The sequence below is a fragment of the Pseudomonas sp. RA_15y_Pfl2_54 genome (assembly GCF_963971015.1).
In the GTDB taxonomy this organism is placed as follows: domain Bacteria; phylum Pseudomonadota; class Gammaproteobacteria; order Pseudomonadales; family Pseudomonadaceae; genus Aquipseudomonas; species Aquipseudomonas baetica_A.
On sequence record NZ_CAXAPN010000042.1, the window covers coordinates 1 to 13751 of the forward strand.

Below are 13751 nucleotides of genomic sequence, written 5' to 3' on the forward strand. Positions count from 1 at the left end.
AAAAACAAGGCCTGATCACTGCCGGCGCCTTCACTGCCGACTCCGTTGGCAACACCTACCAGGAAGGCCACGAAGACCAGGTCATGGTTCAGGCGTTCAGCCACGACGTGATCATCCCGCGTGACCCACAATCCGGTCAGCCAACCGGTCAGCGCGTTCACAAGCCAGTTGTGATCACCAAGGTCTACGACAAGGCTTCGCCTCTGCTGCAAGCCGCTCTGACCTCCGGCGAGCGCATGAGCGAAATCGTTATCCAGTGGTTCCGTACTTCGGCTCAAGGCACCCAAGAGCACTACTACACCACCAAACTGGAAGACGCGATCATCGTCGCCATCAACAACAAAATGCACAACTGCCAGGATCCAGGCAACTCGCACTTCACCCACCTGGAAGAAGTGCAGTTCACCTACCGCAAAATCACCTGGACCCACGAAGTCTCCGGTACTTCGGGTTCCGATGACTGGCGTGCTCCAGTCGTTTAATTACGACTGATTGATGCACTCGCCTGGGCTGGCGCTGCTGGCCCAGACGTTCAACCAATAAAGAATTTTTCGCCAATAGCCCACCAACCGGTTGTTGCGCGTCGCAGCATTGTGCGAGGAACAAGGGATGTTCTCACCGGCCAACCAGCCTCATTTCAACCTGACCGTCGATGGCGTGGAAACCGATTTCCAGGTCTTGTCGTTTACCGGCCGGGAGGCACTCAACACCCCCTTTGAATTCGAGCTGGAACTGGTCAGCGAAAAGGCTGCGATCAACCTCGAAAGCGTGCTGCACAAACTGGCGTTTCTTCAGTTGTCGCCGACTGGCACCGGCATTCACGGGCTGGTCTACAGCATCGCCCAGGGCGAGTCTGGCAAGCGCCTGACGCGCTACAAAATCTCCCTGCGCCCGCAACTGGCGTACTTGGCGCACCGGGTCAATCAGCGCATTTTCCAGCAGATGACCGTGCAGCAGATCATCAGCCAGGTGCTGGAAGAACACGGCATCCTCGCCAGCGATTACCACTTCCAGCTGAGCGCGATTTACCCAGAGCGCATCTACTGCGTGCAGTACGACGAATCGGATCTCGATTTCATCCAGCGCCTGTGCGAGGAAGAAGGTATTCACTACCACTTTCAGCACACCGCCAGCGGCCACAAACTGACCTTCGGCGATGACCAGACGGTGTTCCCGAAACTCGCGCCCGTGGCCTATCAGCAGGACTCCGGACTGGTCGCCGACAGACCGGTGGTCAAACGTTTCGGCCTGCGTCTGGCTACCCGCACCAGCCGCACTACGCGACGCGATTACGACTTCGTCAAACCGAAAATCGAGCTGGAAAGCGACGCCAAAAGCAGCGCTCAGCCGGACCTGGAAGATTACGATTACCCGGGCCGATTCGTTGACCGTGACCGCGGCAAACATTTGGCTAATCGCGCGCTGGAACGTCATCGCAGCGACTACCGCCTGGCCGAAGGTAACAGCGATCAGCCGATCCTGGTCAGCGGACATTTTCTTGCCCTGACCGAACACGCCAACCCGACGTGGAACGACCTGTGGCTGCTCACTGAAATCTTCCACGAAGGCAAGCAGCCGCAAGTGCTGGAAGAGTCGGTGACCAGCGACACCACGGACAACAAGGACGATTTCCACCAGGGCTACCGCAACCGCTTCAGCGCCATCCCGTGGGACGTGCCGTACCGTCCGCCGCTCGATCACCCGAAACCGAAAGTCCTCGGCACCCAGAGTGCCGTGGTCTGCGGCCCGGAAGGCGAAGAGATCTACTGCGACCAGTATGGCCGGGTCAAGGTGCAGTTCTTCTGGGATCGCGAAGGCAAGCATGACGACATGACCAGTTGCTGGATGCGCGTCGCGTCGAGCTGGGCCGCCGAAACCTTTGGTTCGATCAACATTCCGCGCGTCGGCATGGAAGTGCTGATCACCTTCCTTGAAGGCGATCCCGACCAGCCGCTGATCACCGGTTGTCTGTACCACGGCGCCAATCTGCCACCCTACAAACTGCCGGATTTCAAGACCCTGGCCACGGTCAAGAGCAAGGAATACAAGGGCAGCCGCGCCAACGAACTGAGGATCGATGACACCACCAGCGAGATCAGCATCGCGTTGCGCAGTGATCACGGTGCGAGTGCGATCAACCTCGGCTACCTGACGCATCCACGCCCGAGCGGTGGGCAACCGCGCGGCGAAGGTTTCGAATTGCGCACCGACCGCCATGGCGCGGTGCGTGCCGGTGCCGGTCTGCTGATCACCACCGAGCCACGTCCAAACGAGTCGAAACACCACAAGGATCTGCCGGAAACCGCCGAACGCCTCGCCACCGCCAGCGATCAGCAAGACGGTTTTGCGGTGCAGGCCAAAGAGCTGCAAGCACAGGAATCGGGCGATCAGGACGAGGTGGCCAAGGCGCTGCATGCTCAGCATCAAGGCGTGCTCGGCAGCGGCCCGGCGAACATGACCGCCAATGAGTTCCCGGAATTCACTGAACCGCATCTGGTGCTCGCCAGCCCGGCCGGCATCGCCCTGACCACGCCGCGCTCCAGCCACATCGCCACCGGCGAACACCTGGCATTGAGCAGCACCGGTCACACCAGTCTTTCCATCGGCAAGCGTCTGCTGGCCAGTGCCAGTCGCGGCATGCGCCTGTTCGTGCAAAGCATGGGTTGGCGTCTGGTGGCGGCGTCCGGCGACATCGACGTACGGGCGCTCAAGGACAGCATCAACCTGCTGGCCAAACTCAACATCACCGCCAATGCCGACCGCATCACCATCACCGCCAAGACCGAACTGGTGATCCAGGGTGGCGGCAGCGCCACGACCTACAACGCCGGCGGCATCACCCACGCCACCAGCGGCCCGTACACCGCGCACGCGGCGAACTTCGCCTACACCGGGGCGAAAAGTCTGGCCGGGGTGTTCCCGGAACCACCAAAACCCGGCAAGGGCAACCTCGAATTGTTCAACCAATACGCCGGGCGCCAAGGCATCAAGGACGGCGATTACGAAGTCATTGATGCCTTGGGCAAAAGCATCAAAGGCAAGCTCGACGCCAAGGGTTTCGCCAGCGTCTCTGGCGCCGCACCGGGGCCAGCGCGGGTGTTGTTCGGCAAGGATCCGGCAGACACCTGGAGCGATGGCAGCTACATCGGCAAGCCGGAATGGCCGTTGAATCCGCCGGGCGCGGAAGACGTGCCGAGTCAGGTGCAAGCCATGGTCGCTCAGGTGTTGCCGAGCAAGAACTGGGACATGCTGGAGAAGGGTAAGGACATGGCACAAACAGGGATGAGTGCGGTGCAGACCGCGCAGGGCGCAATGCAAACGGCGCAGCAGGTGAAAGGCGCTGTGCAGGGCGGAGTGGCTGGATTGCCGAAACTGGCGAGTGCCGCCATGCCGAGTGCGTCGAGCATCCTCGGCGCAGCAAGCAAGGGCGGACAGCTACCGACGCTTCCCGCGCCAACGCTTCCAAAACCTTCCTTGAAAACCCCAGGCCTGTTGGCGGGTGAGATGCTGTCATGACCACTGAAATCGTAAAACGTGAACCTCAGGTTGCCATCGTTCCACTGAACGCCATCGACATCCAAGACGTCGCCAGTGGAGCGGCGACTTTCGATGCCTGGTTGCAATCAGCCACGGATGGCGTGGTCACCCTTGATCGGATCAAGAACGTCGCCGGCGCCTTACCCGTTGTGGGCAACATCATGGCGTTGGTCGATGCGCTGGGTGACATCGTTACGCTGTCAAATGCGCAGAAGCGCGACCTGCTCGCGTGGGCCAGTCTGGGCATCAACCTGATCGGTGTTTTGCCGCTGCCACCGGCGATGGCGGCAGCCCGTATGACGTTGCGCCCAACACTGTTTCTGGTGCGTCAGGAGATGAAGGCCAGCAGCAAGATGCTGCTCAGTGCATCTGTGATCGAGGTGCTGGTCGGGCACCTGAACGCCTCTATCATCGGCACCCTCGACGACTTTGTTGAACAGGCCAAAGGCAAGTTGCCCGGGATTCTCGCGGACGCTGGCAAGCTGGGCGAAGACGTTATTAACGAGATCGCCAAAGGTCTCGAAACCGTTGCTAACGGTAAGCTCGACGCCAAGGGGGACGTCCAGGCCGCCAGTCAACAAATCAGCGCTGCGGGGGATCAGTTACTGAGCGACCCTCTCGCGGCAATTGGCAACATTTTCGGGGCTACCGCGAGTGCTTATAAAGCGGCTGGCAAGGGGCTGGCCAACAGCGCTGCCGATCATCTGCTACCCGACGAGATCAAAAAACAGGTTGCTACCGAGACCGCAAAACTGCGCGCCATGGGACCGGAACTGCGTACCCAGTTGAGCAAGTTGGACGACGAATCGGTTCAGAACTCGATTGGCTGGTTGCTGCTGATTTTGTCCAGTGCAGTCACTCTTTGGCGTAAGCGCAATGCTCATGGACAGAGTGCCGGAGTCAAGCCGGATCAGACCAGTCAGGCCCAGCACACAGCCTCAGAAGGTGGTCTGGGTGCGACGAGCCAACAAGCTGCTGCAACCAAAGCCCCCAAACCGAAGAAAAACGGCACATGCACCAGTACCTGCCACAGCATCAATTTTGCATTGGGTTCGGAATCCCTCAGCCATAGCGATTTCAGCTTGCCCGGGCCGTTCCCGGTCGAGTGGAATCGCATCTATAACTCGCGCCTTGGGGAGTACGATCAAGGCGACCTTGGTGCTCGCTGGGTCACGAAATTCACCACACGGTTTGACTGCGTGGATGATGGCCTGACGTTCTATGGTGCTGATGGTCGAAACCATAGCTATCCACTGCCCAAGGTTGGGCTGTTCCACTACGACCCCATCGAGAACATCACTCTGGTTCGTGCCAGCGAAGATCAGTTGATGCTGTGTCGTGGTTTTGAACGCAAGGAAACCTATGTGCGCCGTAACCAGCGTTATGTGCTTACCAATATTTCGCTGCGTAATGGCGCCGGCATCATGCTGCATTACGAACATCGCCATGGTGAACAGTCGGTGCTCTCCGATCTGATCACATATCAGGAAAACGACTACACCAAGGTTCACCTGCACCTCGGCACGATGATCGACGATCACGGCCGGCTGTCCGGCATCTGGGAAATCCGCGACGGTGAGCCACAACGGCAACTCTGTGCGTACCAGTACGACGCTTATGGCGATCTGATTCAGGCACAGGACGAGAACGGCGCTGTCTGGTTGTACCAATACCAGCATCACCTGATCACCCGTTACACCGACCGCACCGGTCGCGGCATGAATCTGGAGTGGGACGGCCAGGGCGCCAAGGCTAAAGCCGTACGCGAATGGGCGGACGACGGCAGCTTCGACACACGTCTGGAGTGGGACGAAAACATTCGTCTGACCTACGTCACCGACGCGCTCGGCAATGAGACCTGGCACTACTACGACATCCTTGGCTACACCTACCGAATACAGCATGCCGATGGCCTGTCCGAGTGGTTGTTCCGTGACGAAGCCAAGAACGTCGTGCGTCACGTGCATGCAGACGGTACGACTGATCGTTACAGCTACGACGAGCGCAGCAATTTGCTTGAGCACATCCGCGCTGATCACACCGTAATACATTTTGCCTACGACGATCAGGACATGCTGATCAAGATCAGTGATGCCGAAGGTGGGCAATGGCAACGCGCCTATGACGATCAAGGCAATCAAGTCGAAGCCGTCGATCCTTTGGGAAACAAGACGGAATACGCTTACAACAAGGCTGGACAACCGACCGCGATCAAGGACGCCAACGGCAACGAAAAGACGCTGGACTACAACGACGCCGGGCAACTGGTCGAATACGTCGATTGCTCGGGCAAGACCAGCGCTTGGGAATATGACGAACGAGGGCAGATGATCTGTTTCACCGACGCCGCCGGAAACGCAACCGAGTACGAATACAAGGCCGGGCAGCTGGTGCTGATCAAGCACCCGGACAAAACTGAAGAGCGTTTCGAGCGTGATGCCGAGAGTAGATTGTTGGCACATGTTGATGGTCTGGATCGTTGTACCACATGGAGCTACAACGCTAGTGGCCGGATTGCCGAGCGAGTTGACCCTGCCGAGCAAACTTTGCGCTATCGCTGGGATCGCATCGGTCGATTAACTTCCTTGGAAAACGAAAACGAACAGCGCGCTCACTTCCACTACGACCCCGTAGGCCGACTGCTTGAAGAAAGCGGATTCGATGGGCGCTCCACGCGTTATCAATACGATCCACTGACCGGTCGCTTGGCCCAGTCCGCTAATGGCGAGCGCGTGATTGAGCTGACCTTCGACCCGATGGGCCAGATGACCGAGCGCCGTGCTACTTTGGGCGATCAGTCGCAAAGCGAAAAGTTCGCCTACGACGGCAACGGCAATATGGTGTTGGCCTCCAACACCGACAGCCACCTGCAATGGTTTTATGATCCAGCAGGTAATATTCTGCGTGAGCATCAACACTATCTAGGTCTGGAAAAACCATTGGTTGCGGTCTGGCAGCACGAATACGACCTGCTTAACCATTGCGTCGCCACGACCCGCCCTGACGGCCATCGTGTCAGTTGGCTCACTTACGGCAGTGGTCACTTGCTGGGTATGCGACTGGACGAACATGAGCTAATCGGTTACGAGCGCGATGATCTGCACCGCGAAATCGCACGCCATCAAGGCAACCATCTGCTACAAATCCAGAGTTGGGATCCTGCTGGTCGATTGCAGGAGCAACTGCTGGGACGCAGGGACGACAAGTCCACGCTGCTGAAACGCGAGTACAAATATGATGCTGCCGGACAATTGACTGACATCAATGACAGCCGGCGCGGCTCACTTTCTTATCGTTATGATCCTGTCGGCCGGCTGCTTAGTGCCACCAGCCGTCAAGGCGTGGAAACCTTCGCCTTTGACCCGGCCGGCAACTTGCTGGATGATAAACAGGCTGAAATTCGCCGCCCACTGGATCTGACCCCCCGGCGCAGCAAACTGGTCGACAACCTGCTACGCGAATACGCCGGCACCCACTATAACTACGATGAGCGTGGCAACCAGATTCAACGCTGGCACAACGGTCAGCGCAGCGATTTGAAATGGGATCTGTTTGATCGACTGGTGAGTTTCGAAGATCCGCGCCTTTGTGTGGATTTCGCTTACGACGCGTTGGGAAGGCGCCTCCACAAAAACTCCCACGCCCACTACAAACAGCGCCCTGAAGCCGGTTCTCTCTGGAACCGCAACGAGCATGCCCGTAAACAGCTTGAACTGGGGTGTGGCTTCACTCTGTACGGCTGGGACGGCGACAACCTCGCGTGGGAAAGCAGCCCAGCGCAGAGCGATGGCCAACCGGGTCGCACGGTTCACTACATCTTTGAACCAGGTACCTTTGTTCCTGTTGCCCAAGCGGTGCGGCATGCGCCGATTGATCTTGTGGGGCAGCCCAATTACAGCGGTGAGTACAGTCTTGATGATGACCCGTTATGGGGTCACAAGGCTATATCTATGCCGTTTGATGCGTTGGCTTGGTATCAATGCGACCACTTGGGCACACCGCAGGAACTGACGGATCCGCAAGGCAACATGGCCTGGAGTGCGCAATACAAGGCGTGGGGGCAGGTGACGGAGCAGCGCTCTGAATGGGCGCGGCAACATGGCGTGATGAATCCGATACGATTCCAAGGGCAGTATCACGATCATGAGACTGGACTGCATTACAATCGGTATCGATATTACGACCCTGCGGTAGGAAGGTTCATCAGCAGAGATCCAATAGGATTTGCTGGCGGCATCAATTTTCATCAGTACGCACCGAACCCTACCGAGTGGATTGACCCACTGGGGTTAGCGAGAAAGGCTCCCTCGAAGTTTGCCAAGCGGGACGGTGATGGAGCGAGTGCTGCTGATATTGCAGCGAGTAAGGTTGATGGTGGGCATCGTCGAGGCCAAGATGCATGTCGTGAGGAGCTTTTGGAGGAGAGCGGCTCGGATGACTATGTATGTTGGCGGTGCGGTAGTACCTCGAAAAACCCTAAAGATATGCATTTGGGGCACACCAATGTCCCTACTTCCAAGGGCGGCAACCTTGCGAAGGTTAACATCGCTCTCGAAGGCGCTTCCTGTAACCTTAGTGCCGGTAGTAGCGGCTATGTTAAAGAAGGCATGTCTTGTGTTGAACGTGGAAGTTGTGGAGCACCTTATGGTCGATGATCAAGCAGCGGAACTTATTCGGGTATATGCGGGAAAAAACTCAAAAGGGCCGGTATTTGAACAGCTACCTGCTCGAAAAATTGATGAGCATACGTATGAATTGCTTTCTTCTCCGGGGCTAGCGTTGAATCTGGCGAGAGGGGATGTGATTTCTTTAAAAAATCCTCAGACACACGCCGAGGTTATAAAGAGAGGTGGTAATTTCTGTATCCATATTTACTCCAAGCACATTTCACCTGAGCGGCTGGAGATGCTTGAAACGGAGGTAGCGAGGGAGCTTAGCGGCACCTTGGACGGCATATATAAAGGGAATTTGTCGTTGGCTATTCCTGCAGAAAATGGAATGGATAATATTGCAAGTTTTTTTAACGAGTTTTACGAGGAAACTGGGATCCAATGGTATTACGCAAATATCTACAAAAATATCGATGACGTAGAAGACGAGACGCTGCTCAACTGGTGGCTGGATAGTTAGTTTAAAATAGCTTCTCAATTTCCAAGCTCAGGAACAAACACTCGTTCACCGAATTGAGGCTCCCATACCAGGAAAGGCCCGCTGAGAAAAGGCCATCGACATTGCAATACACCCAATCTCGGCGGGCAACGAATCCAAGATCTTTCGGGAGTAAAAGTCCAACACCGCAGCCCGGAAATCAGCCACTGTGGGATCGGACATTGGATCGAAAGGAAAGGATAGATATGAGCGAACATGAACCGCCGTATCCTGACGGCACACAGAATGCGATTTGCGAGAAGTACGGAATGTCAGCGTTGGCTCCTGAAGAAATGGTCGCCTTGTCCATCGAATCTCTCGGGAAAACACCTATTTACGGCGCCCGTATTCAATTGCCGGAAAATGGGAATGTCAGCTGGTTCATTCACTGCGGCACGCATTCGACAGCGATAGATTTTTACCAGCCGATTTGTATTGAACATTTACCCGAAGTGCTACCGATGGTTATGAAGTATCTGTGTTTGCCCACGGGCGCAAAATTCATCATCGATACCCAAGGGTACGAAGACGTCTGGATGGCTGAGTAACTTGGTCAAAGGAGTGACAACATGAAAGACGCAATTCGTCTTGGCGACTCCACCACACACGGTGGCAAGGTGCTCGAAGCTTTCTCCCGAACCGACCTCAACGGTAAGCCGATTGCCGGGGTCGGTCACAAGGTCAGTTGCCCGTTATGCAAGGGGATTTTCCCAATTGCCGAGGGCAGTAGCACCTACACCGTCGATGGTGTGCCCATCGCGCTGGACGGTATGAAAACCGCCTGTGGTGCTGCGCTGATTGCCAGCGGCCCGAAAGGGGCGGTTGTCAGCTGAATCAATATTTTTTGCATTGATTGCCTATCTCCATGGCGCGGGCTCCCATCGTCCGTTCCGTGGCAATTGAAGCGCGAATGAAGTCGTTCTTTTTAAAATCTGGTCGTTGGGAGGCGGTTGGCAATGGCCGGATTCGAATAGACCCACCGCATGTGGAAAATACGAACCAACAGGTTCATGCTCCCTGTCAATGCAAGACAAGGAAGGCTGAAGTTGTAGTGAATAAGGTTGGAATCTCAGAGGTAGGCGGGGTAGCGTCTCTGAACTCACGCGAAAAGAAAAAAATCCCTTCGGGAACAAGGTTTCAATCTATGAGAAAGTTGAATAAATTCAGTGTGCACGGAACTGCTATCGGGAGTGATAAAAATATTCAGCTGGATGAGGTTTCGATTCTTGCTGATCCACAAACGATTAGAGAACTTGGCGTTTTTCTCATTAATGCATCATATGAGATGTCAACGCATGGTCTTGAGCATATGCACCTTCAAGGTATCGCTGAAAACTTCGACTATGAAGCGAATGTGGATTTTATAGTCCTCAATAACAGCTTGGTTAAATCGTGACCGGCACACTGAACGTACCCCCGCTAATAGAACTTTCTGAGAGCCTGCGCCCACTGTTTCTCGCCGCAGGCTGGCCCACCCCTTGCACCGAACCAGTAGCGTGTTACGTCCCACCGGAACATCCTGCCGCTGCTCTACTTGAGCAGTTGGTCGGGGTGCAGGTGGGCATCTGCAGCGCAGGGGAGGAGTGTGCTACGAGCGATGTCGCCTTTGGTACATTTGAATATCTGCATGATAGCGAGGAGTTCCTTGAGTGGCAGCAACGCCTAAGCAGTACCTTGGTGAGCATTGCCGAAGTCCAACACGGCCATGGCGCGCTGTTGATGGACGAACAGGGTTGCTGCTACGTCTTGAGCCTCATTCACGACGGGCTTTGGATACAGGGACTGAACTTTATTCAAGCGATGGAAAACCTGATATTTGGCCGTAAGGGCGGTGAGCCGGTGCGACTCGCCACGCCAGGCGCGATACCGATCATTTGAGTTGCACTAGGTACCCAAGCTGACGAAGACGTTTGGATGGCTGAGTAACTTAGTCAAAGGAGTGACAACATGAAAGACGCAATCCGTTTGGGCGACTCCACCACGCACGGCGGCAAGGTGCTCGAAGCCTTCTCCCAGACCGACCTCAACGGCAAACCGATTGCCGGGGTTGGTCACAAGGTCAGTTGCCCGTTGTGCAAAGGTGTGTTCCCGATTGCCGAGGGCAGTAGCACCTACACGGTCGATGGCACGCCTATCGCTCTGGACGGCATGAAAACCGCCTGTGGCGCCGCACTGATTGCCAGTGGCCCCAAAGGGGCGGTTGTCAGTTGAACACGCGGGGCGTGAGGGGGCGGACGATGGCTATTTTGAGACGCGTCTGGAGTGGGACGAAAACATTCGTCTGACCTTCGTCACCGACGCGCTTGGCAACGAGACCTGGCACTACTACGACATCCTTGGCTACACCTACCGAATTCGCTACGCGGATGAGCGTTCTGAATGGCTGTTTCGCGATGGCGCGAAGAACATTGTTCGTCACGTCCGAACAGATGGGAGTGTCGCGCGCTTTGGTTATGACGAGCGCGGAAACATGCTTGAGCATATTCGACCTGATGGAAGCGTTACGCATTTTGCTTACGATGATCAGGACTTGCTGATCAAGATCAGTGATGCTGAGGGAGGGCAATGGCAACGCGCGCATGACGATCAAGGTAATCTGGTTGAAGCGCTCGATCCGCTTGGCAACAAAACCGAATACGCATACAACAAGTCCGGCCAACTCACGGCGATCAAGGACGCCAACGGCAATGAAAAGACGTTGGACTACAACGATGCCGGCCAACTGGTGGAGTACGTCGATTGTTCGGGCAAAACCAGTGCTTGGGAGTACGACAAACGGGGGCAGATGATCTGCTTCACCGACGCCGCTGGGAACGCCACCGAGTACGAATACAAAGCTGGGCAACTGGCGCTGATCAAGCACCCAGATACGACCGAGGAACACTTTGAGCGCGACGCTGAAGGTCGGTTGTTGGCCCATGTCGACGGTCTGGATCGCTGCACCACTTGGAGCTATACCGCTGCAGGTCTTATTGCCGAGCGTGTGGATGCGGCCGAGCAGACGCTACGTTATCGCTGGGATCGGCTGGGCCGATTGCAGGCTATGGAAAACGAGAATGGCCAACGCGCGCACTTCCACTATGACCCGGTCGGTCGCCTGCTCGAGGAAACCGGCTTTGACGGTCAGTTTACGAGCTATCAGTACGATCCTGATACTGGACGTCTGGCCCATTCTGTCGCCGGTGGCCGCACGATCTCGTTGAACTACGATTCAATGGGGCGGTTGGTTGAGCGCCGTGCCACCTTGGGCGACCAGTCACAAAGCGAGACCTTCGCCTATGACGGCAACGGCAATCTGGTCATGGCCAACAATGCTGACAGCCGCCTGCAATGGTTTCATGACCTGGCCGGCAACCTGCTGCGCGAACACCAACATTACCTCAGCCTGGAAAAACCTACGGTCGCAGTCTGGCAGCATGAATACGATGTGCTTAACCAGCGTGTCGCCACGGTGCGCCCAGACGGCCATCGTGTCAGTTGGCTCACCTACGGCAGTGGTCACTTGCTGGGCATGCGTCTGGACGAGCATGAACTGATCGGCTTCGAACGTGACGATTTGCACCGCGAAGTTGCCCGTCATCAAGGCAATCATCTGATGCAAACCCAAAGCTGGGATCCGGCTGGACGCTTGCAGGAGCAGTTATTAGGGCGCAGCGATGACAAATCGACACTGGTGAAGCGCGAGTACAAATACGATGCTGCCGGCCAACTGACCGACATCAACGACAGCCATCGCGGCCCGCTCGCGTATCGCTACGATCCCGTCGGCCGACTGCTCAGCGCGGTGACACGTCAAGGGGTGGAAACCTTCGCCTTCGACCCGGCGGGCAACCTGCTCGACGACAAAGCAACAGAAGTTCGCCGCCCGCTGGAGCTTGCACCACCGCGCAGCAAACTGGTCGATAACCTGCTCCGTGAGTATGCCGGCACTCACTACGACTATGACGAACGCGGCAACCAGATCCAGCGCTGGCACAACGGTCAACGTAGCGATATGCGTTGGGACTTGTTTGATCGACTGGTGTATTTCGAAGATCCACACCTCGCGGTCGATTACGCATACGACGCGCTGGGGCGACGCCTGCACAAAAACTCTCGCGCTCACTACAAACAGCGCCCGGAAGCCGGCTCCCTGTGGAACCGCAACGAACACGCACGCAAGCAGCGCGAGCTAGGCTGCGGCTTCACGCTCTACGGTTGGGATGGCGACAACTTTGCGTGGGAAAGTAGTCCCGCGCAGGCCGATGGAGAGCCAGGGCGCACTGTTCACTACATCTTCGAACCAGGCACCTTCGTTCCTGTGGCACAGGCTGTGCGTCACGCGCCCATTAATCTGATGAGACAGCCGGATTACAGCGATGAGTACAATATTGATAATGACCCACTGTGGAGTCACAAGGTCATAGCACTACCATTTGATGCGTTGGCCTGGTACCAGTGCGATCACCTAGGCACTCCACAGGAGCTGACCGATCAACATGGCAATATGGCCTGGGCGGCTCAATACAAGGCGTGGGGGCAGGTAACGGAGCAGCGTTCGGAGTGGGCGCGGCAGCATGGCATTGTGAACCCGATCAGGTTCCAGGGGCAGTATCATGATCATGAGACGGGGCTGCACTACAATCGCTATCGGTACTATGATCCGCAGGTCGGTCGGTTTGTAAGCAGGGATCCGATTAGTTTCGGCGGTGGGACGAACTTTTACCAGTATGCGTCCAACCCAGTCATATGGACGGATCCACTAGGCCTCGCTGCGGATGGGCAGTTAGGTACTTACGGTAGTATGAATGGCGGCAGCAACGTAGGTGATCAGTTGGAGGTTCACGAGCTCGTCAGGCATGAATCTCTGGTTCAGATGGGATGTGCGAATAAAAGACGTCGCAATAAAGCGAATCCGTCGATTGCCGTTGACCCCACAAGACATGATGCGATTCACTCCAACGAAACCGCTCTGGCGCGCACTCATCTAGGCCTAGGCGTTAATGAGTTTGATTTTGACCCAGCGACGGGTAAACCCTCTAAACGGCAAATGGACGTTTGGCAAGGAGCCATCCGTCAGTCCGGAA

The 13751-nt window shown here is 56.3% G+C and carries 9 protein-coding genes and 1 pseudogene; all 10 read left to right on the forward strand.

Translation table 11 applies throughout. The annotated features are described in order from the left end of the window. The coding region (locus tag AACY50_RS25265) for an Hcp family type VI secretion system effector (protein ID WP_339539346.1) at positions 1 to 482 on the forward strand (482 nt) is incomplete at its 5' end. Positions 483 to 609: 127 nt separating this feature from the next. Next, the gene (locus tag AACY50_RS25270; RefSeq protein ID WP_339539348.1) at positions 610 to 3516 is read left to right on the forward strand and encodes a type VI secretion system Vgr family protein; all 2907 of its coding nucleotides are present in this window, start codon (positions 610 to 612) and stop codon (positions 3514 to 3516) included. Continuing rightward, complete coding sequence (locus tag AACY50_RS25275; RefSeq protein WP_339539350.1) at positions 3513 to 8192, forward strand: RHS repeat-associated core domain-containing protein; 4680 nt, start codon at positions 3513 to 3515, stop codon at positions 8190 to 8192. The genes AACY50_RS25270 and AACY50_RS25275 overlap by 4 nt, the downstream gene beginning before the upstream one ends. After that, positions 8182 to 8667: a DUF4265 domain-containing protein gene (locus tag AACY50_RS25280; RefSeq protein WP_339434292.1), complete on the forward strand. Its 486-nt coding sequence runs from the start codon at positions 8182 to 8184 to the stop codon at positions 8665 to 8667. The genes AACY50_RS25275 and AACY50_RS25280 overlap by 11 nt, the downstream gene beginning before the upstream one ends. Before the next feature lie 224 nt (positions 8668 to 8891). Beyond that, positions 8892 to 9233: an immunity protein Imm33 domain-containing protein gene (locus AACY50_RS25285; protein ID WP_339466082.1), complete on the forward strand. Its 342-nt coding sequence runs from the start codon at positions 8892 to 8894 to the stop codon at positions 9231 to 9233. A gap of 21 nt (positions 9234 to 9254) precedes the next feature. Continuing rightward, on the forward strand, positions 9255 to 9518 hold the full coding sequence (locus AACY50_RS25290; protein ID WP_096821618.1) for a PAAR domain-containing protein: 264 nt from the start codon (positions 9255 to 9257) through the stop codon (positions 9516 to 9518). Positions 9519 to 9595: 77 nt separating this feature from the next. Further along, the gene (locus AACY50_RS25295) at positions 9596 to 10081 is read left to right on the forward strand and encodes an Imm32 family immunity protein (RefSeq protein ID WP_339434294.1); all 486 of its coding nucleotides are present in this window, start codon (positions 9596 to 9598) and stop codon (positions 10079 to 10081) included. Further along, positions 10078 to 10563 carry an SUKH-3 domain-containing protein gene (locus AACY50_RS25300; RefSeq protein ID WP_339466081.1) on the forward strand — a complete coding sequence of 162 codons (486 nt, stop codon included), beginning with the start codon at positions 10078 to 10080 and terminating at the stop codon, positions 10561 to 10563. Before AACY50_RS25295 ends, AACY50_RS25300 begins: the two co-directional genes overlap by 4 nt. 69 nt (positions 10564 to 10632) lie before the next feature. After that, positions 10633 to 10896, forward strand: a complete 264-nt coding sequence (locus AACY50_RS25305) for a PAAR domain-containing protein (RefSeq protein WP_108225915.1) — start codon at positions 10633 to 10635, stop codon at positions 10894 to 10896. Between the two features lie 10 nt (positions 10897 to 10906). Next, positions 10907 to 13438: pseudogene (locus AACY50_RS25310) on the forward strand (RHS repeat-associated core domain-containing protein); the annotation flags it as partial. Positions 13439 to 13751: the final 313 nt, after the last annotated feature.